The following is a 24,002-nucleotide window of genomic DNA, read 5'->3' as shown; positions in this document are numbered from 1 at the left end:
CCGTTACCTACCCTGAATTCGACGGAACAACAACCGTAACACGTGAGTTTAAATCGCATTTTGCCATTAAGAGATAAGAAAGACGAACAGATAAATAAAAGAACCGGGCAGCCATTGGCTGCCCGGTTTGTTTTTTGTATAAAAGGTAGTTTAACCAAAGTCGAAAGTCAAAAAGGAATGGAGAAGTGTAAAGTATAAAGCATAAAGAAGACGCAGCAGATTGGCCTTAGCGCTGACAGAGCCTGCCTGCGGTAGGCAGGGCGGTATCTCCCGCCGGCAGAAGGGAATAAAGCCGATGGCAGGAAACTGCGCTTACAAAAGCGCTTAGTGATGCTGCAAAAAAAGCCCTCCGTAGTACGAAGGGCTCTCATTATATGTGTAAACAATTGTTATTTGTATTTGTAGGATTTGTTATGAATTTTATTTTGGATTTAGACAAAGTATTTTATTTTAAAAGTATTGCTTTTAATGTGGTAAGTTGCTTGTTTTGAGTGTTTAGTGTGTTGTTTTGTTCTTTTTAAATTACCGAATTGCAAAAGACTATAATTAGTATAAGAAGTTTTTTTTAACAAAATTTGGGGAAATTAAACTACTAACTTAAACTGCACTTCATGAACCAACAATTCTTTTGGGGCTTGTCTGAAAACAATTCAGGCGGGTTACTTTGTGTATGTCAAAAATTATCTGTCAGGAAATTTTTCCTGCTTTTGTTTTTGAGTCTCTTTAGCATGACAGGATATGCACAGCTTGCACTCCAAAATTTTGAGAGTGGCATTCCTGCTACATGGGCACAAGCAAATAATGCTGTAGGTACTACGGCATTTACAATTTCGACCGATGGTTATTTAAGCAGTGGGGCTGCTTTTATTGATCCGTCATCAGAAAATATTGGTAACGGAAATACTGCCCAATATTATTTGATAACGCCATCAATAACTGTTCCTGCCAATGGTCAGTTACGATTTTTTACCAAACAATCCAGTACAACTGATTTTGGTAATATTTATCAAATCAGGATATCTACTGCCAGCCAGACAGACATCAGTAGCTTCAACACGCTGCTAGCTTCCTGGACGGAAAGCGAACTCAATACTGTTACTCCGTTAGGGTATGAAGAAAAAGTTATTGATCTACCCAGCAACATTGCCCCCAACTTAAACATTTATGTAGCCTTTGTTTTAATTAACAACCAAAATGGCGCTACACCAAATGCTGATACCTGGTTTATTGATAATGTAAGCCTGCAAACAGGTCAGATTTGTGAAAATGTACTTGCTGAAGATTTTACTGCGTCAGCAATTACACCTACTACCGCGACACTTAGCTGGACACATCCGTCGGCAACACAATTCCAGATACAGGTTTTACCAACAGGAGTATTACCTGGTACTACAGGTACAGTTACAGGGAACTCATATTCTGCAACATTATTAGATCCTGCAACAGGATATGATGTTTATATCAAATCGATATGTTCTGAGTCAACAAGTGTTTGGGCAGGACCTTTTCCTTTTTCAACACCAGCTATTGGTTCATCATGTAGTTCGGCTATTATCATACCGAATACAGGAGCTCCTTTCGTATATTCAGGTAATCTTGATAATTTCCAGAATCCTGACATAACCTATGATACTCAGGGCAGCTGTCTTCCTGCTTCAGTGTCGGGGAATTATCTTACCGGAGGAAAAGCCTTCTTTACTTATACACCAACACAAGATGGTTTAATTACAATAACACAGGTAACTCAAGACACAGGCTGGAATCATATTACAGGTGTTTTTGTTTATGATGGCTGTACTAATGTTGGAGTAAATTGTCTTGCAGGATTAAATACGTCAGAAGCAAATGTTGCAAAAAAGATACCTAACTTTTTAGTTCAGGCCGGACATACTTATATCATTGTAGTTTCTACAGTATTCTCAGGGGAGTCTAATATCCATTTTACACTTAAGGTTGAGACTGCACCATGTGCTCCACCGGCTGTATTTACATACAAAGATCTAATACAGGATAGCGTAAAGCTGTCATGGAATAACGTTGGTAACTTTGCCAGTGCATGGCAGTATGTAGTTTTACCTGCCGGATCACCGGCACCTACAGGTGCTGGAACAGCAACTACTACAAACATAGATAACCTAATAAACACAGGCTTAGCTGCGGGTGCTGCTTATGATTTTTATGTAAGATCGGTATGTAGCTCAGTACCGGGACCCTGGAGCGATCCATATACATTTACAACACAATGTACTGTATTTAATACACCATATACCGAATCGTTTGATGGGGCATTTGGAACAAATCCAACACCATGTTGGACTCCGCTTGATATAAACGGAGATGATACTAAATGGAAGTTTGGATGGGAAAATATTTCGTTAAGCAACCAGGAAATGGCCAGCAATAATGATATGATGGTTCTTCCTATGATTAACTTAGGAACTACTCCTAAAAGACTTAGATTTAAATATCAGACAACAAACGGGGTAAGACGCTACTCAGTAGTATTATCAACAACGGGTATTGGGCCAAATAATTTTACCACAGTTATATTGCCTACACAAAATGTTGATACGAACTATGATCAGGTTGAAAAAATTGTAAACATACCTACAACAATTACGGGCAATGTGAATATTGCATTTTATGTTGATCCGGGTGTAGAGACAGACTATAACAACCTAATAATGGATGATATAGTTGTGGAAGACAAACCAGCATGTCCGGATCCGGTAGCTCTTAATGCTGATGCTATTACTACAACGACAGCACAGTTATCATGGGAAGCAGGAGATGTAGAAACGCAATGGCAGATCGTTGTTCAACCTAAAAATAGTGGTGAACCAACTAGTAGCGGTAACCTTATAAGCAGTAATACATATACTGCCGACCAACTTACGCATGCAACCCAATATGAATACTATGTTAGGGCATACTGTTCTTCGACACAGCAAAGCAACTGGGTAGGGCCGTATTATTTTACGACATTATGTGCAGTGTTTGAAACACCTTTCTATGAGAATTTCAATGACGATGATGCTTCAACGCACAAGTCATGCTGGTCATTTGTTGACGCAAATGGAGATGGCGCACAATGGAATATGAATGCTACTGTGCCTTCTATACAGGGCAACCCATGGTTTGGAACCCCAGAGTTTGATGACTGGATGATTTCACCAGCTATAAATGTTAACGGGGCAAAAGCTCTGAAATTTGATTATAGAGCAGCATTTTCACCATTCTTTGGTGCTCCAAGATTTGGTGTGGAGGTATTAATGTCTACTACAGACACTGATCCTGCAAGTTTTAGTGTTATTATGCCGCTGATGGAATTCACTAACACAGAATATCTTGAAAAAACGGTTTATGTTACAGCTAACGGACCTGTATATTTTGCTTTCAGGGTTCCGCCAACTTTCTCTACAGCGGGGGGTACATCGATATTACAAATAGATAATGTTGCTGTAGTCGATGCTCCCGCATGTCCGGCACCTGAAGCACTTAAAGCAACAAGCATAACCCAGACATCGGCTGTTTTATCATGGAAAAAAGGTTTCCAGGAAACACAGTGGAATGTAGTTGTACAGCCTGCGGGCTCAGGTATCCCGACAGGTACAGGAATATTAACAAGCAATAATACCGCATTCCCTTCAGGTACTCTTTTGGCTAATACAAAATATGAATATTATGTAAGAGCTTATTGTAATGGTACTGATCAGAGTGCCTGGGTTGGGCCATTTGTATTTACAACATTATGTAATGCATTTCCAACACCATTTATAGAAACTTTTGAAAACAACTCACTATCTGAAGGATGCTGGAGAATAACTAATGGCAATTCTGACTCATTTGCCTGGAATCTGAATGTGACTTTAAATCCTTATGAAGGAATACAATCTGCAGGAATATTTACGGGTTCTAACGGTAAAAATAATGACTGGCTGATTTCGCCTACTGTAACGATTACGGCAGGACAGCGTTTACGTTATTATTACAGGGTATATTCAAGTGATTTTTGGGAAGACCTTGATGTGAAATTATCTACAAATGGTATTGAATTAGATCAGTTTACAACTACACTATATACCGTAGATTATTTTGATGAGCCACCTTTAAACAATACTGTATGGAAGGAAAAAGTAATAAACTTCCCTGCAGGTGTAACGGGTGATGTAAATGTTGCATGGCATATACCTCAAAAAGATCCTAACCCATGGAATTACAGAGGACAAATGCTGGTAATAGATAAAGTAATTATTGAAGATATTCCTGTATGTCCTGCACCTGTTAATTTAGCGGTTCAGAATATTACAGATGTCGCAGCACAAATATCGTGGGAAGCTACAGGTACAGAAGCATCATGGAATGTTTATGTACAGCCTGCAGGCCTTCCAGCTCCGGTAGGAAACGGCGATTCGCAGTATTTGCATACAGCAACAGCAAGTCCATATACAGTAACGGGATTAACTCCTGCAATACAGTATGATTACTATGTGAGGGCTGTTTGTGATGGTTCTACAAATAGTGAATGGATAGGGCCGCTGAAATTTATAACAAGTTGTAGTTTTGAGAACCTTTGCGAATATACTATTACATTAAGCGGAGGCCCTACAATGGGTGTTGGCGGAGGTATTGACCTTATCCAAAACGGTGTGAAACTTCAAACTATGGAATTTGCGACAAGTGCATGGAATGAAGTTCCGGCTCCTGCAGATTATCTGGTTTTCTTATGTACAGGTGTTGAATTTTCATTGTTTTGGGATGCTGTTGGTACGGCTCCTGGTCAATTCCCCGGTGCAATGGTTGAAGTTAAAGACGGAGAGGGTAATGTAGTATGGACAGGTGATTTAGGTGTTATTGCGCCAAGAAGCACATTCTATACAGGTCTTTCTTTATGTGGTGCAATTACATGTCCTCAGCCGACTGATTTAGCAGTTAGTGGAACTTCTGTTTTCTCATGGACAGCAGGAGGTACAGAGACACAATGGGAGGTGGCTGTTCAGCCGGTGGCTAATGGTACATTACCACAGTCAGGCATAATAGTGACTACAAATTCTTATACACCACAGGCTTCAGATTTTGTAAACCTTCAAGCCGGAACTTACGAATTTTTTGTAAGAGCCATTTGTGGAGGCGGAGATTCAAGTTTCTGGTCAGGACCTTATGAATTTGTAAGGAATGATGATTCTTCTAAAGCTATACAAGTGCCTGTAAATTCAGGAGAGGCTTGTGAGCAATCAGTTACTACAATCAGCTTTGCAGGTGCTACACCTTCAGCTGAAACAATGACCTGCACCGGTACAAATTATGGTGATGTTTGGGTTGAATTTGTAGCAGCATCTAAAGTTCATACAATAGAATTAGGTAATTTCTCTGCAAAAAACATCTATCAGGGAGGTACAGGACAAGAACCTAAAGTTGGCTTGACATTATATAAAGTTGTGGGTACAACACTGCAGGAAGTTACATGTTCAAATAATAATGTGATTTTAGCAGCTTATAGTACTGAATTAGAAGTTGGAGCAACTTATAAAGTGAGGCTGACATTAAATAATGATATGCCTTACAGTACACTTGACTTGTGTGTTACAACACCTCTTGATGCCTGTAAATTGGATATTCCAAACGGTGGTTTTGAGAAACCTGAGGCAAACCTTGGTTTAGGTAACTTCTTCTCTCAAAATGTTGTGCCGGGATGGAGAAACAACCTTTTGGAAAGTGATACTTCTCTTTATGAGACTATTTTTCTTCAGGAAGCATTTGGATTAAGTGGTTTCACACCATACGAAGGTGGTCAGGCTATTCAGCTGATGGTACCGGATGATAGTATCGCGTTGCCACCGGATCCAAACGACATGGTTAATATCAGGGGGATGTATCAGGATATTGACAGTTCTGAAATTACAAAGTTTGATTATAGTTTTGCGCACTTGGCAGGAGGACACACGATTCAGCTTTATGCAGGTCCTCCATCAGGTCCGTTTGTACCATTAGAAGAACATGTTGGTGTGCTGACATGGAATTTCTACGAAGGAACTTATAACGTTCCTGCAGGACAAAATGTTACACGATTTATTTTCAGGTCAAAAGATATGGCTATCGGAAATATGCTTGATGCAATAAGTATTGTCGCAAATACAGGGATAATAACGCAGGCACATACATTAGACTGTGTTACCGCTTCAACTACGCTTGAGGCTGAAGGAAAAGGTACGTGGGTGGCAGATGCGTCCAATCCCGGTACTGTGGTTATAGCGCAGCCTGATAGTAAAACGACAGCCGTGAGCGAGTTTACAACTCCTGGGGAGTATACATTTTACTGGAGGACACGTTACTGTGAATATACAGTTGTAATTACAAAACAAGGTGTAGATGTGACACCACAGGTGACTACTCCGGTAACATATTGTCAGGATGCAGAAGCAGTGCCATTAACAGCATCTGATCTTCAGGGATACTCGCATATGTGGTATACTCAGGCAACCGGTGGAACAGCTCTTGATGCTGTACCTACACCAGATACAGCTACTGCCGGAACTACATCTTATTATGTAGCTTATGCAAGTGCTGACGGATGTGAAGGAGCAAGAGCACAGATAGATGTTATTGTAAATGAAAAAACAATAGCTGTTACAAACTTTACTTATGATGCTGAGTCATATTGTGAAGGGGCTCAAAACCCGGTAATTACACTTGATGCCGAATTTACAGCTAATGGAATATTTACAGCTGCGCCGGAAGGACTTAATCTTAATGCTGCTACAGGAGCTATAGACTTGTCAGCAAGTGCAGCCGGTACCTATGAGGTAACCTATACAATACAGCCGGATGCAGCTACTTGTAATGAGGGTGGTGTACATACTGTTTCTGTTATAGTATCAGGTAATCTGGACAGTGTCATATCTCAGGAATGCAGGGATAACAGTGTATGGCTGGTAGCTGCTTCTAAAGATGGCTCATTTGATCCGGATGTACACTTTACATGGAAAAATGAGGCAGGGGAGACTGTTGGCGATGACAGGCCTGATTTTAATGTTACTGAATATATTACTCTTGAAGGTGACCTTGAAGTTCCATTGAACTTTACCGTTACAGTAAGTTCAGGTTCATGTGCTGCCGATTCAGGATATACAGTGACGAGTTTAATGTGTGAAGTTCCAAGAGGTATATCGCCTAATGGTGATGGTTATAATGATACCCTTAATCTTACAGGTTTAGGAGTGAAAAACATTACAATCTTTAACCGTTATGGTAAAAAGGTATATAGCCATGGCTCGACATATACTAACCAATGGCATGGCCAGGATACAAACGAAAACGAATTACCTGATGGTACATATTTCTATAGTATTGAAAAAACAGATGGAAGCAGTACAACAGGATGGATTTACATAAACAGGCAATATTAGGTTAAGAATGTCTGATAAAGATTCCTGACAATTATATGTTGTTGGGTTTCTTTAATGTTCAGGATAAGCCCGCAAATTTTTTTTTGCGGGCTTATTATTTTAACTATTGTTTTATGCCAACACGGTAATGCTTTCCGGAATTGGCTGTTTCAAAAGCTTCTGAAATATCTTTCAGGATAAATTCTTCGCTTACAAGTGTCTCAAAAGGATATTTATTGCGATTGTCGGCTATAAAATCTATGGCAAATCCAAGGTCATTAGGTGTATAATTGTGAAGCCCTTTAATTGTTATAAGGTTTCTTACTATCATTTCGGCACTAATTTGTGTGGCGTGTTGTTCGTAAACGGCACCAACCCAAACTGCAATTCCTCCAACAGCAAGCGTTTCCAGTCCATTCTCCATAACAGAAGGTATTCCCGTTGTGTCAATAATTACATCTATCTTTTCTTTTGGAATTTGTGATCTGATATCATCAATTGATAATTTGCCGTCAATAAGTTTATCTGCCCCAAAACGCTTCGCGAACTCTAACCGCTCTTTATTGATATCCATTGCAATAACCCTTTTGGCACTGCCTTCCCTTGCCATAGCGCAAGCTGACAGCCCGAGCATACCTGTACCGGTTATCATTACATTTTTGTTTTTAAGGTATCCTGCTAATCGTATTGCTCCGGCAATAGTTGCATGTGTACAATTTATTGGCGCTGCCTGCCTGTGGTTTAAAGATCTGGGTAGTTTAAAAATTACTGTTCCTTTTTTTAATACGCAGTGCGAGGCGAATCCACCATTTAACCCGTCTTCTGAATTAAATTCCTGATGACCGTAGTTATAAAGTCCTTCAGATTTTTGAGGAATCCCTCTTTTAGCCATTTCACTTTTATCGTCGTAGGCATAGATAGACCAAGTCAGCAAATCTCCTTGGTGCAATAACATGCCGTTGTAGTCAGCTTTTATCTTTTTGCCAAGAGATATAATCTCCCCGATCATTTCATGTCCCAGGACAGAAGGAAAAGGTGAGGAGCGCCTTCCTGTATAAGTATGTAAATCGCTGGTACAAATTGTGGTATAGACAATGCGAACAAGAACTTCATTGCTGTCAATTTCATTTATCATCACTTCTTCCTGATGGAATGGTACGCCGTTTGCGGTAAATACCATTGCCGTCCCTTTTTGAATCATTTTAAGTTTTAAAGTTTTCTATTTGTAATGTTTTGCTGAATATTTAACGTTTATTTCCTCCTTTTGTAAATCATATCACGTTTCGGGGAATTTATGATTTAAAAAGATTATGTAAACATTATTGTAATCTCTTTTTAATTGTAATTGATTGACAATCAATTGTTTTTGATTGTGTTGTCAAAGGTAATTTGATTTTTACAATAATTAAAAAAAATTCATTATTGCCGAGTTTTAATAACTATTACTTTACGTTTGCTTAATCCTTATTTTGACTGCAACTATGTGTTTGGAGAGAATAATAAGATAGTATGACAGGTATATTTATTATATATAGTAAATTGATATAACATTCTTGATGTGGGAGGAGCACAAGCTATAACTGATTTTATTATCGATTGTACTATGGGAAAGAAATTAATGTATTGGTTGATGAGCTATTTGCCGGTTTAATTCAATTTTATGAAAGAATAAATACAGGCCTGTACTTATTAGCTATTATTTTTTCGGCATTTTCCTCTTGGCGAATCTCCTTCCTGAAGGACAATTTCGGAATGAAGGAATTGTGCCGCCTCCGCTGAGCCTTTTACTTTAGCAGCACTGCGTTCCAGCATTTCCATTTCAAATTGAGTTAACACGCTCTCTCTGATCCCCGAATTTTTCCATTGAGATAATGATTTGCATCCTCTTGAAATTTCGCGGGCAAGAGCCAGTGCATCAAGTAATGCCTGATTTGCCCCCTGCCCTTTAAAGGGGCTCATGGGGTGAGCAGCATCACCAATAAGAGTTACATTACCTCCTTTATTTAGTAATTCAGAATTAAGCATTTCCCTGTCATATACAGGATAGCCCGAAACCTGGGCTTCAGGAGTTGCTGCTAAAACCTGCGGAATAGGGCGGTGCCATTGGGTTCTGCGACATGCCTCTTCTTTAAGTGCCTGAGGTCCTTTGGAACTTAATGCTTTGGCTTCATTCTCTTGCATTGGGAAACTAAGCTGCCACATTATTGAATCCGAGGTGTAAGGCATCATGTAAATTCGTTCATTGCCGTTAGCCGTTTGAAATACAGTAGATGAGTCCAGTAAGGGACTATCACAGCCTTCAAGAGCGCTCAACGGACAAATGCCCAATATCACGATGCAATCCAGATAGCGCAGCGGTGTAATATCTTCACCGATTAGTAATCTGCGGACTGAACTGCGAATTCCGTCAGCTCCAACTACAAGGTCGGCTTTTATACTCTTTGTTTCGCCATTTGAAATAAAGCTTAAATGGACACCATCATTTTCATATTCTTTGAGGTCTACCAGCTGATGTCCCCATTGTACCGCATCCTGTCCGCCGAGTTGGTCCACTAAAGCCAAACGCAAAGATTGGCGTGCGATATGCACATTTGAGCGTTTTGAAGAAGATTTTCCATTAGAAGGTGCCCACTTTCTGAGTCCCCATTCACCTATCACTTTTCCTTCGGTAGTATGAACAATATGCTTTGTAGAAACCACACCTTCATGAAGGGAATTAATACCCAATCCCTGTATTGCTTTACTGGCTTGCTGCAAAGTGAGGCCATAGCCCTGGGACCGTGCCTCGAAGTTACTGTCACGCTCATAAAGGGTGAAAGGAATCCCTCTGTGTAAACAAGCTACAGCCAAAGCCACTCCACCAATACCCGCTCCGATAATTGCTATATGGGGAAAATTCTCTGTATCTGCTATAGGATAGCCGGAAGATTGAACCAACCCCGATCCATTACAGTTCGGGCATGAGTATAAATGGCCCTTAGGCTGATCAGGAGTCACTCCTTCGCCCTTGGTTTTTTTAAAATCATTTAATACCGTTTGGTAATGAAGTTTGGCTTTCTTGCTTAGTCCACGGCTTTTTTTACCGAGTCCATTACATTTTAAGCACATACTCCAGTTTGCTTCTATAGTTTTCACTTCTTAATTTCCTCTTTTCCCGTGCAAAGGTAATTTATTACACGACTAAAATTACGCACGGGAACTACAAGGCGATTTGATAAGTATGATTGCTACTATTTCAATGCCGCGAAAGCCGGCAAAATAGCCGACTTTCCTTAGTTAACAATGTTATAAAAACAACTCTATAACTTTTTTGTATAATAACATAATGCAATCACTTTCATATCGTGTTAATTTTACTAAGGCTACTACTAATATAAAAGTGAACTCTATGGGTGTTTTTAAGACTGTAATGATTTTAATTATTTCCCTGGCATTATCTTCCTGTAACCATGACGTTGATGATGATGCTAAGAGCGTGCAGTATAGGGTTGTTGTTGAAGGTCCAATATTAAAAGGAGTTACCTATAAGTCAGCCAACGGTGAAATTAACACTGTCGATCCTGTGGCGGACGTTAATATCTGGCATACTACCGAATTTACTGATGATGATTTTGAAGCTCATTTTATTACTGAATTTGTGAATTCAGGTACTGATGAAGAACCTTATAAGCTTAGTTGTTTTGTAGAAGGTGAGTTGGTTTCTGTTAAAGAAGGGATAGTATTACCTTTATCTGAAACAACTGAAGAAATTAAGTATTTTGTCGAAAATTAGATAAGCTTTTTTAAACCTCATAGTTACATTTACTCTCTTAGCACCGATATATCTTATTAATGCTTGAGCATTTCGTGTGCATATTGAACCCCTATACCATATGCACCACCATATTTCTTAACAAGATCGGTAACCGCTTTATAGGTTTCCTGACGTGCCCAGTCACGCTGTAATTCTAAAAGGTATTGAAGCGAAGTAATTGGTTTTGCTCCTGCCTGTACCATTCGTGTTACAGCTATTTCGTGAGCTTCTTTAGATACATCACCACTGGCATCGGTTATTACATATACTTCATAACCATCATTTACGGCAGAGAGTACAGGCCCTACTATACAAACGCTTGTCCATAATCCCGAAAAGATAATTTTCTTTTTCCCTTTACTAATTATGGCCTTATATGCATTTATATCTTCCCACGAATTCATTGTTGTACGGTCAATGTAATTGGATGTCTTTTGGGGGTAAAATTGTTCGATTTCCGGGAAAACAGGACCACTGAATGATTTCTCGGCTACTGTAGTTACAATTGTTGCTACAGTAAAAATTTTTGATGCTCCCGCTACCAATGCAGTATTATTGCGTAGCTGGTCTACACTTTGGCTCGCTACTGGAAATGCCATTTGACTTTCATAATCTATAAGTACTAATACATGATTACCGGGACTTAATAATTCAGGACTTGGCTTTTGACCAAAAACGGACAAAGAGACTACAAGTAATGAAGCTGTGAGGAAAGATGTTCTCATAATGATTAAAATTTAAGATTAGTATTGATTGACTTATCAATAACCAAAAAGAAAGTCTAAATATTAAGTTATTGATTATTAAACTGTTATATAACTATTTAAAAATTTTCAGTAGCGAAATAAAAAATTAATGCCGGTTTTTAACGATATATCATTAAAAACCGGCATTAATTTTTTAGAATACCAATTGATTATTAGACGTACTATTTATTGCATAAGCTTTACGGATATGCCTAATTTTTTCATTTTAGAATTCAGCGTAGAAGGTGGCAGATCCAGAAGTTCGGCGGCACCACCGGCACCGTAAACTTTTCCTTTACATTTTTTTAGAATATAGTAGATGTATTCCCGCTCCATTTCCTGAATTGTCTTTATAGAATCGATGTAGAATTCCTGACCTGTTATACTGTCTTTTATCTGTTGGCTTTTTGGTAGCTGGATTTCTTTAATGGTGTCTCCTTCGGCAAGAATAATACTTCGTTGTATGGCATGTTCAAGCTGTCTTACATTTCCGGGCCAGTTATAAGACATTATCTGTTCCAGTACATTTGCAGAAAACACTACCGGCCTTTTATTGAGCTTATTGCTATAGGTTTGTATAAAATAAGAAGCCAGGGCAATTATATCATCTTTACGCTCTCGTAACGGAGGAATTATTATAGGGAATACATGCAGTCTGTAGTACAAATCCATCCTGAATTTCCCTGAAGTAACTTCATCTTCCAGATTTTTATTTGTAGCTGCTATTATCCGGGCGTTTATTTTGATGGGCTTATGGCCACCTATTCTTTCAATTTCATTTTCCTGCAATACGCGTAATAGTTTCACCTGAAGATCTATAGGCATTTCACCTATTTCATCTAAAAAGATTGTACCGTTATCAGCTAATTCAAATTTACCAAGTTGTTTTTCTGTTGCTCCTGTAAATGCTCCTTTTTCATGTCCGAATAGTAATGATTCTGCCAGATTTGCAGGGATGGCACCACAGTTAATGGTAACGAACGGCTTGTTCTTTCTTAGAGAGAGATTATGAATGCATCTGGCTACCTGTTCTTTGCCTGTTCCGCTTTCACCTAAAATGAGTACTGAAGTATCTGACGGGGCAACCTTCGTAATTGAATCATATACGTTTAACATGTTTTTACTGCTGCCCACAATGCCTTCAAAGGTGTCGGATAGGTTAACAGCAGGGATGGTATTATTTTTTTTAGGATCTGGCTTTTTATTCTCTGTCACAGGTTCATTCAGTACACCTATTAATCCGGATAATGATGGCTTTATATCGCTAACTAAAGCTAGATGGTTTTCTGTAAAACATTCAGGCTGCCTGCTGTAAAAGAAAAAATGGTATATTTTTTCTTGTAAAATGACTGGCTGGACAAAAAAAGAACGTATACCAAATGATTCTGCAATGCCTCTTTTTATAGCACACGTATTACATTCTTTTATAAAAGCAGCTGCTTCATAGATCATAGGCTCATCATACACAGGACCGTCTGATTTCTTATTTTTCAGATCCTCTGCGCTCAATTTGGTGAGGGTAGCAAGTTCTTTAGGAGTAATGATTTTATAATCCCTGAAGTTGCGACGTATAAGGCCATTCATTTTATAGCCCTGGCCAGCATCAGCAGGCCCAAACTCCATATAATCAAAGGGCAGATAGGTTTGCAGTACATTTCCGAGCTGTACAAAAGTAGTTTCCCAATTGTCAAAAGCACCATTAATGGCATTAATATTATTTTGTAGCGTATTTATATGATCAAGCATGGACTCCGCATTATGCTTATGTCTATATGATGCAATTTCAAGAGTTGTAACTATATCCTGCTCTCTGAAAGGCTTTACAATAAAACCGTAAGGATTTGTGGTTTTAGCTTCGTTGAGTACGTTTTTTGATGAATTTGCAGATATGTAAACAAAACCAATACCCGAGCCTTTAATTTTTTTTGCGAGATCAATACCCGTTTCTGCACCACGTATAAATATATCCAGGCAAACCAGATCCGGCTTATCCTTTTCGATACAGTCAATTGCTTCTTTAAATGTTGATGCTATGCCCGTAACTGTATATCCCGTTTTTTCCAGGATAAGCTGTAAATCATAAGCTTCAATAAACTGGTCTTCAACAATTAATATTCTCATGATGATTTGAATTTAAGAAGGGCCGGCTTAATCTTAGACAGATAAAGTCATAGATACACATTTAGCTAAAGACCTGTTAATCTTGCCATCAATATTTATTACGATAATTGAGATGTGTTAGTTTAGCCCCTTTTATATCTTGTTTTTAAAAATTTTAGAATTAGTGGAATTTGTTTTTTGTTAAGAAAGTGGAAAAAGTATCATAAAATTAATAAAAAACAGGAAATTATGTCGTTTTTTACTTATTATTATTTACACCTATTTTGTTGTAAATTATTAAATATTGAATGCTTTTTTATGGGTTCTTTAAAATGTTATATTTCTGGTTTGCAATTGCACGGAATCATAAAAAAAACCGCGCAAGCGGTTTTTTCATTATGATTCAATTTTTTTAGAAATGTAATCTGCAACTTCGGCAAGCCGGTTAGCAAAGCCCCATTCATTATCATACCATGAGGCTATTGAAAGGAGGTTACCCTGCTTTATGGTAAGAGGAAGATCCATAAGCGAAGAATGCGGATCACCCACAATACGGGCCGATGTCCATTCTTCTTCGAGTACGTCCAATACGCCTTTAAGCTCTCCGCTTGCAGCCTTCCTGAAAGCATTATTTACTTCTTCGGTAGTGCAATCTTTTTCGGTAACGAGATTAAGTTCAGCAATACTACCTGTTTTGGTAGGTACCCTGTAGGCTTTTCCGGTTATCTTAAGATCATTCCATATAAATTGCAGTGCCTTTGCAGCACCTGATGATGAAGGAATAATATTTTCGACGGCTGCCCATGAATCACGTCTATCCTTCATAGGCTGATCGGTTAGTGATTGCGAATTGGTGTAGGAATGTACCGTTGAGAACAAACCATACTGGATTCCGAAATTTTCCAATATTACCTTGATAGGGATCGCAAGTGCATTAGTGGTGCAGCTGCCCATGCTGATGATCTTTTGGCTATTAGGATCAAATGTATCCAGATTGATGCCTTTAAGCAATACAGCATCACAGTCACTTAATGATTTACTTGGAGCGCTTACAAGTACATAACGTGCACCGCGATCCAGGTGAACCTGCGCTCCGGCACGGGTTGTCGCCCTGCCCGTACAATCTATAACCACATCTACATTAAGTTCTTTCCAATCCGGTACTTCTTTTAAAGAGTTGATGTATGGAAAACTATGGTTACCTATAAAAAGTACATTATCTCCAGCAGATACGTTCTCATCATAACGTCCGTAATTGCTGTCTACGCTAAAAAGCGCTGCAAGTGTGTCTACATTATGGATATCAGCTATGACCTGCGGTACAATTAATCCTTTCTTCAATGCCGCTTTTAAGAATTGCCTGCCGATGCGTCCAAAACCATATAAAGCTATTGTTGCCATATTAAAATATTTTTATTGGTTAAGATAAGCAATTATTCGTTAAGATGCGCATCAACAGTTATTAAGGCATTGAGTGCTTTACTGATAGGGCAATTTGTTTCAGCATCTTTAACCGCTTCGTCAAACAATTCACGGCTAATGCCCTGCACGCTGGCTTTAAGTGTAAGCCTGGATTCTGTGATAGATAAACTATTGTCGTCCAGATTCACTACTGCATTCGTTTCCAGCCTTTGCGGTGGAAATCCTTTTTCCTGAAGAACGATTGAAAGTTTCATGGTAAAACATCCCGCATGAGCTGCTGCAAGAAGCTCTTCAGGGTTAGTGCCGATACCATCGGCGAAACGGCTTTTAAAAGAATAAGGTGTAATGTTCAATGTGCCACTTTGTGAGGTAAGATCTCCCGATCCTTCCATCACAGTACCGTTCCAAACTGCGGTCGCTCTACGTTTCATAATTATAATTATTTAAGGTGTTTCTTTATTTCTGTTGCGGCGTGTTCCAGCATAGAACGGGTTGATGTCTGTGTAGCGAGAGCATTAAGCAGGCCAAAATCGTGAATGGTTCCGTTGTAACGCACGGTAGCCACTTCGATACCGGCTTCGTCAAGATGTCTTCCAAAGGTTTCGCCCTCATCTCGCAATATGTCATTTTCGGCAACCTGTATCAATGTCGGTGGGAAGTCCTTAAGCTCTTCGCTAGAGGCATTAACCAAAGCGATATGGTAATCTTTGCGGTCTTCGGGTCTGGTAGTATAATTATCAAACATCCACTTCATTGTTGGAGCGGTAAGAAACCTGTGCGTGGCAAATTTTTTAAACGATTCTGTTTCAAAGCTTGTATCAGCAACCGGCCATAGTAAGTTTACAAATTTAAATAGAGATTTACCTTTTTCTTTGGCAAGTAATGCTGTTCCTGCCGCCAGGTTTCCTCCGGCACTATTACCTACAATCCCTAACTTTGAACCATCTACATTTATTTCTGCTCCATTTTTTGAGACCCATTTAGCTGCAGCATACACCTCGTCCAGGGCAACAGGATATTTGGCTTCAGGAGACCGCGTATATTCTACAAAAACAGCTGTAGCTCCTGACAATACAACAAGATCTCTTACTAATCTTCTATGCGTAGGATAATCTCCCAGCACCCAACCGCCGCCATGTACGAAAATAAATGCAGGCGTTTTGCCTGTTATTCCCTTTGGGCGTACAATATTGAGTTTTACAGTAAGTCCATTTTCGGTAATTGTCTTTTCTGATTCTTCAATGCCTGAATAGTCTACATTAGCAGAAGCCTGTGCACCTACAAGTACCAGTCGTGCCTCTTCGGGAGTCATGCTCTCTAAAGGTTTTCCTCCGGAGTTAAGTACTTTTAAAAACTCACGTGTGCCATGCCCAATGTTGGTATCTGTAGCATAATCGCGAACTTCAGCGATTGGCTCAGGAAGTTTGACATCAATTATTTTCGTTTTTTCCTTACAGCTTATTAGAAATAGGAAGCTAAGTATAGCTGCTGCTGAGAGGAATAGTCTTTTATTTTTCATGGTAAAAAGTGTTTAGAGGTTATTGATTTTGTTTGATAAATGCATGTATATAATCGGCAGTAAGCTGAGGATATTCATGCTGTGGTCCATGCCCTGAACGAGCCATAACAATAAGCTGAGAAGTTTCCAGCTTACGATTTAACTCAAACCAGTTTTCGGGGGGAAAGCATATCTCATGATCGCCTGATATGATAAGCAGGGGCACTTTTGTAGTAATGATTTTCTCCCTTAATTTACCTGGGTCATTTTCAAAACCTGCAGCTACATTGCTGTAATGCTGCCATAATTCCTGCTTAATTTTTATATCACGTCCTTTTGTACGCTGGGCCAGTCTGTCATGGCTTTTTTTTGCTGCCAGACGGCTTTTTTCTGATAGGGGTTCAAAGAACAGTACGACCTCGTCTTCAAGCGTGTAATCATAAATCCATGCTTTTTTTTGAAATATCTCTTCAAAAGGATAATTAACTTTTCCGGGAGGCTTAGTTCCTATAAGTATGGTTTGGTCAATTCTTTCCGGATATAAGGCAGTAGCAGCCTGGGCAGTAAAACCCCCTATAGACCATCCAAGCATAGTGAATTTCTTAATTCCCAATGCATCAGCCAGTTCTATAACATCTTTTGCGGTGTCTTCAGCGCTGTCATGGGGTGTGCCTGTAGATGATGCCAGGCCAGAATAATCGAAAGTGATTACCTGATAATTTTCGGCCAGAGCATCAAGAAATGCGGGATCCCAGTCATCAAGGTTTCCCCTGAATCGATTTGACAAAATAATAGCCTCGCCTTTACCAATAGAACGATAGGCCAGTTTTTTTCCTTTTTCTTCTATAAACTGTGTTGTACTGTTAACTGCACTTACACTTTGCGCTCCTGATTGCTGCGTTGCGATTGTCAGTATAAGAGCTGTTAAATTGGTTGTTTTTTTCATAACGATTGATTTAGAGCTATATGACAGGCATATAATGTGCCTTGTTTTTATCTATTTGTAAATCAATACGTTATGTGTTTATGAGTAGTTGGCTAATCATCTTATATCGCTAAACACACATTTTATAACGATATAAAGCAAATTGATACATGCTAATTGAAGAAAATATAATGTGCCTATATATTTTCTGAATATCGCTAAAAAGCGAAATAGAGCCGAAGAGTTGAGAATTAAATATGACTTAATGTGCTGATTTTTAAATATTTGATTTTGTGGCATGAGGTTGGAATCTACTGGTATGTCCAAAAGACAACAGATCGAAACGACAACCTAATTTAAAAGACAGTATTATGAAAGAATTACTATTACTTTTTGGAACCCTTGCATTGAATATGTCACCAGTGTGTGATAAATGTTATGATAACGAAGATTTTCAAATCAAATCGGCATCAGTAACCCATAACAAAGATCTTGGAGTCACTATCTGGGAAATAAAAGTAAAAGGGGAAGCCGGTTATACTACTCCAAAGGCAGTAGGCAAGCTTAATGGTGCACCCGTATTGGGCTATGTATTCCCAACAACACTTAAACCTGCAGATGTGGGTTTTAGCCATACTGAAGGTATTGTTGCATTGGCTCTTACTTCTCATCCTGATTTTGATGATACACCCATGTGGGATGAAGATGCGGATAAAAACTTTGCTAATGATGGTGTTATATGGCATCCGCATTGGGTAATACTTACAGAAGATAAACGAGTAGGAGGAGGCCTTTCTGTAAAGCAGTTTAAAAAAGGCGATCCTTCTGTAACATTGCCCGCTAACAACCCTGGAATGGAAATGTATATGGACAGCCCCGGTTATAATGTAGTAACAAAAGGAAACTCAATTAAGGTAATAGTTCCAAATTACAGGATAAGCAATAAAACCGATTTTAAATTTGATGCTGTAGCCTGTTATATGATGGTTGATACCGGAGGCGGTGAAGATAACATGGGCTCAAAAGATATGCCCATGCTCGGTGTTTACAAAGTATACTCCGTTGCCAGTGGTAATCTATCTCTTCCTTATACTGTAAAGTAAACCTAAACCACCTGTTGCGTAAAGAAATTTAAAATATTGATTATGGAAAATGTAAAAAAAAAGAAAGTGATTTTTATAACAGGGGCTTTCGTAAGCCATGCCTGTTGGAATAACTGGATAGAATATTTTGACGAACATGGATATGAAGCCATCGCACCGCCATGGCCATTTAAAGATGGTGTTGCGAGAGTACTTAGGGACAGGCAGCCTTATGACAGCGGATTAGCATCATTAACACTTAAGGAAGTGATAGACCATTATGTTGCTATAGTACGACAAATGGATGAAAAGCCAATTATCATAGGGCATTCCTTAGGAGGACTCATCGCACAGATACTTATTAATAGGGAACTTGGAGTGGCGGGTGCCGCTATCCATCCTATTCCTCCTCAGGGAATTTTGCCTTATGAGTTCAAATTCCTGAGATCTACCTGGGGTGTGCTTGGATTATTTACATCACTAAAAAAAACTTACATGATGTCTTTCAAAGAATTTCAACGGGCATTTGTAAATAGTATGGCTTTAGACAAACAGTTGGTTGATTATGATAAATACGCTATTCCTGAATCTAAAAGAGTCGCCAGGGGAGGACTTACTTCTATGGCTGCTGTAGATTTTAATAAAGAGCATCCGCCTTTATTGATAACTTCCGGTGGAATTGATAATTTGATTCCCGTGCATCTTATAAAAAGGAATTTCAGGAGATATAAGCAAAATAATTCTATAACGGACTATCGTGAATTTCCCCTAAGTAATCACAGTGTGCTTACCCAACCTGAAAGTTGGAAATTAGAAGCCGACTTTGTACTTGACTGGCTTAAGCTGGCAGTAAATTAAGACAGTAGTGTTAGGTTAATTGTTAAGTTGAAAGCCGGCGCTATGGCGCCGGCTTTTTAAGTTAAATCCAGGATAGTTCAGTGTGTATTATGCACTTACTTTGTTTAAAGTGATATTGTCATAGGCTATCTTATTAAAGAATAAGGAGACGATAAAGCCATCATTATTGCCAAACTCCAGTTCTGCATTAAGTTCCTTACTAAATCCCTTTATTAGTTTTATACCAAGAGATGAGGATTCTGATAAATTATCTATATCCTTAATGCCTATTCCGTTATCATTTATTGTCAGCAGTATCTTGTTGCTTTCCAGTTCTTTGAGGGATATCTTTATGATTCCTTCTCTACCGGTAGGAAAAGCATGCTTAATGGAGTTAATTATTGTCTCATTAATAATAAGTCCAAGGGGTACCGCTTGTGTAGAGGTCAGCTCAATAGGTTCTACGTCAATTATAAATTTAATGCGCTGACCGGTATCAAAGGTGATTTTAAAATATTCTATCAGTTCTTTTATATATAGCTCCATATTAATGGAAACAACATTTTCAGACTGATACAATTTTTTATGGATCAGTGACATAGAGTGTATCCTGTCCTGGCTGTTTTTTATAGCAGCTTTGGCAGTTTCATCTTCTAAAAAATGGGATTGGGTATTTAGCAGGCTCATTACTATCTGCAGGTTGTTCTTTACTCTGTGATGTATTTCTTTTAATAGCCATTCTTTTTCGTTAAGAAGATTTTCGAGTAGCTCATTTTTCAGGTTAGTTTCTTTCCTTATCCTTTGGTTTATGCGATATCTTCTATAAATCAGTATTATGGCAATTATTAATAAAGCCACCCCTATCAAACTTAGGTTTTTTTGTGTATTGGCTCTGCTAAGCACAGCACTTTGTAATTGAGCCTTTTGTTTCAGGAGCAGATTGTCTTTTTTGCCCTTTTCTACATTATACTGGACTTCCAGTTCTGCCAGCTGTTTATGTTTGGTTTCATTAAACATGCTATCCCTGTAAATAGCTGACATCTGATAGTTTTTAAGAGCAGAATGATAGTTGTGTTGAATAGAATCCAGATCGTATTGCATCAAATAATAATTATGCTTTCTGCTTTTAGTGTCAGCCATTTCTTTTAATATGTTTACATATTGCTGTGAAAGCGCATACTGCTTTTTATAATAGTAGTATCTTGCCAGGGCTGTAGCTGTTAGGGATATTGTTTTCGCATTATCATTTGCCGCTGGCAACAAAGGTATAAGTTGCTTGACATAGTGTTCAACTTTTTCGTAATCACGTCTTTGTATGTACTGTATTATGAATTCGCTTAAAGCGTTTGCCTGTAAATACAGTGCTGCAATGGTGTAATTTTTTTCAATCTCTTTAAAAATAATTTCAGCTTCGTCTGTTTTATCGGTTTTCATTAAGGAACCCCATAGATCCAGGCCTGTTACAAGTATAATGTCAGGGTCAATATATAATTTTGAAATTTCGTATGCTTTTCTGTAACATGACACCTCTTTCTCGTCATTATGAATAGTACTGTATGTAACTCCTCCATGAGTATATACTGTAATCATGTCATAACTACGATCATTGTACTTTTTTGCAATCATTAATGCATTTGTTAAGCAACGCAATGCTTTTTCCTGTTCGGAAAAATGGCTGTAAAGACCTGCCATTTGAGAATATACATATTGTAAATTTTTCTTACCGGCCTGTTTATAATAAACGAGTGCCTTTTCATAAAAATAAATTGCTTCTTTATTTTTCTCTCCTCCGTGATACATAAGGCTTAATCCGCAATCTTCATAAGCTTTGCCTATTAGCATCTTATTTTTTGTACTTAATGCTATTTCAAGATTGTTTTTAGTAATGCTGTCATATGTGATCCCTGCATCTACATAACGTTGTGCAAAAAACTTTGTTCTGTTTCCCTCAAATAGCAAAGTGTTATCCTTGATGTTTTTTGCAATAGCAATAGCCTTATTGGAAAACTCAAAGCTTTTAGCATAATCGCTTTGGTAATTATAGGCCTTGGAATAGAGTAAGTAAGTGCTGCCCAGTTCTTTTTGGGACTTGATGGTTTGAGATAATTTTTCACTTTTTTTAGCGAGTGTCATCGCTGTGTCCATAGATTTCTGATATCCATCCATATAGGATTGCTCTACATGGTAATCGCCTAAAGCAAGCATGGCTGCAATTTTTTGATGATTGGATTTTGCTGTAGCCATCTCTTTGGTTAGCTTTTTATACAATTGTTGGTTGTATTGTGCTTTTAAGCTAAATGTGGCAAGCAATATAGTAAAAGCAACTATAAAATATTTTTTTTTCATCGATAGGAATATTTTTTTTACTGGGTGTAAGTGCTTGTTAGTCAGTTAAAATTAATGTTTATTTTAGTGAAATATGCTACTATAATTTAAGATTGTAAATCTTCTATCTGCATAGTCAAAAAAGAAGCCATGAAATTATACAAGGGAGGTGGTATTTTTAATAGGTTTACTATCAGTGTTTTATTTAAAAATGCATTTATTCTTAGTAATGCAATGCAACGATATATCGCAATTTTTACTAATTATCGTAAAACCATTATTGGTGTCTGTTGTTTAATTGATTGATAATTAGCGTTCTATTTTTTGGGTGTGTTTTTTGCTTCTGCTGATGAAAGAATGTTTGTAATTCGGGGCCGGATAAGTGCAATGTCTGTTCGGCTCCTGTATTACTATAATCTATTAAATCTGAAAACATGGAAAAAAAATCACTCACTACGGCAACAGGAACCCCTGTTCCTGATAATCAAAATATAATGACAGCCGGAAAGCACGGACCAGCCTTATTACAGGATTTTTGGTTTCTTGAAAAAATGGCGCACTTTGACAGGGAAGTAATACCGGAAAGGCGTATGCATGCCAAGGGATCGGGAGCTTATGGTGAGTTTGTTGTCACCCATGATATTACCCGTTATACTAAAGCAGATATTTTTTCGGGAGTAGGTAAAACAACTCCAATGTTTGTGAGATTTTCAACTGTAGCGGGAGAAAGGGGGGCGGCAGATGCTGAACGTGATATAAGAGGTTTTGCGCTTAAGTTTTATACTAATGAAGGTAATTGGGATTTGGTAGGTAATAATACCCCGGTTTTCTTTTTAAGAGACCCCATGAAATTTCCTGACCTGAACCATGCTGTAAAACGTGATCCGAGAACAAACCTGCGCAGTGCTAATAATAACTGGGATTATTGGACTTTGCTGCCCGAAGCATTACATCAGGTAACGATAGTGATGAGCGACAGAGGCATTCCCAAATCTTACAGGCACATGCATGGATTTGGAAGCCATACCTACAGTTTTATAAACGCTGAAAATGAAAGGTTTTGGGTAAAATTCCATTATAAGTCACAACAGGGGATTGAGAGCTTATCAGATAAGGAGGCAGATGCTATGATAGGTAGCGACAGGGAAAGCCACCAGCGCGATTTGTATGAAAATATAGAGAATGGCAATTTTCCGGAGTGGCAATTCTTTATACAGGTGATGACAGAAGATGAAGCCCGTAATTATCATATTAATCCATTTGATTTAACCAAGGTTTGGCCGCATTCAGATTATCCGCTAATTCCTGTCGGTAAATTTATACTGAATAAAAATCCTGATAATTATTTTGCTGAGGTTGAGCAGGCTGCTTTTAACCCGGCTAATATAGTGCCCGGTATTGGCTTCTCGCCGGATAAAATGCTTCAAGGCAGATTGTTTTCTTATGGAGATGCCCAACGTTACCGCCTGGGGGTAAATAATTACCAGATTCCGGTAAATGCTTCAAGATGTCCCTATCATGCCTATCACAGAGATGGCAGTATGAGGGTTGATGGCAATTATGGAAGTACAAAAGGCTATGAGCCTAATAGTTTTGGTGAGTGGCAGGATCAGCCTCAATACAAAGAGCCTCCATTAAAAATAGAAGGAGATGGGTATGCCTGGGATCACAGGGAAGATGACGATTATTATTCTCAACCGGGTAATCTTTTCAGGCTTTTAAGTGAGGAAAAAAGGCAATTGTTATTTGATAATACCGCAGCTGCTATTTATGGCGCTGAGAAATTTATCAAAATACGCCACATCAGGAATTGTTATATGGCTGATGCGGAATATGGCGAAGGAATTGCCATGGCACTTGGAATTGACATAAATGAATTAAAATAAAAT

14 protein-coding genes are annotated in these 24,002 nt (G+C 38.5%); 5 read left to right on the top strand and 9 right to left on the bottom strand.

The annotated features are described in order from the left end of the window. The first annotated feature begins 611 nt into the window (after positions 1-611). Positions 612-7,406 (top strand): choice-of-anchor J domain-containing protein, encoded by a 6,795-nt coding sequence (locus ACX0HA_RS16030; protein ID WP_458846315.1) that lies wholly within the window; start codon positions 612-614, stop codon positions 7,404-7,406. A gap of 103 nt (positions 7,407-7,509) precedes the next feature. Here ACX0HA_RS16030 and ACX0HA_RS16025 read toward each other — a convergent pair whose 3' ends face one another. Next, entirely contained in the window at positions 7,510-8,586 is a 1,077-nt protein-coding gene (locus ACX0HA_RS16025; protein WP_458846314.1) for a zinc-binding dehydrogenase, read from the bottom strand. A gap of 488 nt (positions 8,587-9,074) precedes the next feature. Continuing rightward, on the bottom strand, positions 9,075-10,493 hold the full coding sequence (locus ACX0HA_RS16020; RefSeq protein WP_458846316.1) for an FAD-dependent oxidoreductase: 1,419 nt from the start codon (positions 10,491-10,493) through the stop codon (positions 9,075-9,077). 217 nt (positions 10,494-10,710) lie between these two features. Here ACX0HA_RS16020 and ACX0HA_RS16015 point away from each other — a divergent pair, with 217 nt between their 5' ends. Next, positions 10,711-11,157, top strand: a complete 447-nt coding sequence (locus ACX0HA_RS16015) for a hypothetical protein (RefSeq protein WP_458846313.1) — start codon at positions 10,711-10,713, stop codon at positions 11,155-11,157. Between the two features lie 56 nt (positions 11,158-11,213). Here ACX0HA_RS16015 and ACX0HA_RS16010 read toward each other — a convergent pair whose 3' ends face one another. From ACX0HA_RS16010 to ACX0HA_RS15985, 6 genes are all read right to left on the bottom strand, one after another. Further along, positions 11,214-11,903 (bottom strand): isochorismatase family protein, encoded by a 690-nt coding sequence (locus ACX0HA_RS16010; protein WP_458846312.1) that lies wholly within the window; start codon positions 11,901-11,903, stop codon positions 11,214-11,216. Positions 11,904-12,110: 207 nt separating this feature from the next. Beyond that, the gene (locus ACX0HA_RS16005) at positions 12,111-14,045 is read right to left on the bottom strand and encodes a sigma 54-interacting transcriptional regulator (protein WP_458846311.1); all 1,935 of its coding nucleotides are present in this window, start codon (positions 14,043-14,045) and stop codon (positions 12,111-12,113) included. Between the two features lie 375 nt (positions 14,046-14,420). Beyond that, positions 14,421-15,425, bottom strand: coding sequence for a type I glyceraldehyde-3-phosphate dehydrogenase (locus ACX0HA_RS16000; RefSeq protein ID WP_458846310.1), 1,005 nt, complete (start codon positions 15,423-15,425; stop codon positions 14,421-14,423). A gap of 32 nt (positions 15,426-15,457) precedes the next feature. Then, on the bottom strand, positions 15,458-15,877 hold the full coding sequence (locus ACX0HA_RS15995) for an OsmC family protein (protein WP_458846309.1): 420 nt from the start codon (positions 15,875-15,877) through the stop codon (positions 15,458-15,460). Positions 15,878-15,885: 8 nt separating this feature from the next. Beyond that, complete coding sequence (locus tag ACX0HA_RS15990) at positions 15,886-16,965, bottom strand: alpha/beta hydrolase (protein ID WP_458846308.1); 1,080 nt, start codon at positions 16,963-16,965, stop codon at positions 15,886-15,888. Between the two features lie 19 nt (positions 16,966-16,984). Next, complete coding sequence (locus ACX0HA_RS15985) at positions 16,985-17,890, bottom strand: alpha/beta fold hydrolase (RefSeq protein WP_458846307.1); 906 nt, start codon at positions 17,888-17,890, stop codon at positions 16,985-16,987. A gap of 350 nt (positions 17,891-18,240) precedes the next feature. Between ACX0HA_RS15985 and ACX0HA_RS15980 the strand changes: the two genes are divergently transcribed. Both ACX0HA_RS15980 and ACX0HA_RS15975 read left to right on the top strand, forming a co-directional pair. After that, positions 18,241-18,972: a hypothetical protein gene (locus tag ACX0HA_RS15980; RefSeq protein WP_458846306.1), complete on the top strand. Its 732-nt coding sequence runs from the start codon at positions 18,241-18,243 to the stop codon at positions 18,970-18,972. A 42-nt stretch (positions 18,973-19,014) separates the two neighbouring features. Further along, complete coding sequence (locus ACX0HA_RS15975; RefSeq protein WP_458846305.1) at positions 19,015-19,809, top strand: alpha/beta hydrolase; 795 nt, start codon at positions 19,015-19,017, stop codon at positions 19,807-19,809. Between the two features lie 87 nt (positions 19,810-19,896). Here the strand turns inward: ACX0HA_RS15975 and ACX0HA_RS15970 are convergent, their stop codons facing one another. After that, positions 19,897-22,134: a sensor histidine kinase gene (locus tag ACX0HA_RS15970; protein ID WP_458846304.1), complete on the bottom strand. Its 2,238-nt coding sequence runs from the start codon at positions 22,132-22,134 to the stop codon at positions 19,897-19,899. Between the two features lie 413 nt (positions 22,135-22,547). Between ACX0HA_RS15970 and ACX0HA_RS15965 the strand changes: the two genes are divergently transcribed. After that, positions 22,548-23,999: a catalase gene (locus ACX0HA_RS15965; RefSeq protein ID WP_458846303.1), complete on the top strand. Its 1,452-nt coding sequence runs from the start codon at positions 22,548-22,550 to the stop codon at positions 23,997-23,999. The last annotated feature ends 3 nt before the right edge of the window (positions 24,000-24,002 follow it).

The sequence above is a fragment of the Flavobacterium hauense genome (assembly GCF_054457175.1).
Note: the sequence above shows the minus strand (reverse complement) of the source record. Positions and strands in the feature narration are given on the sequence as shown.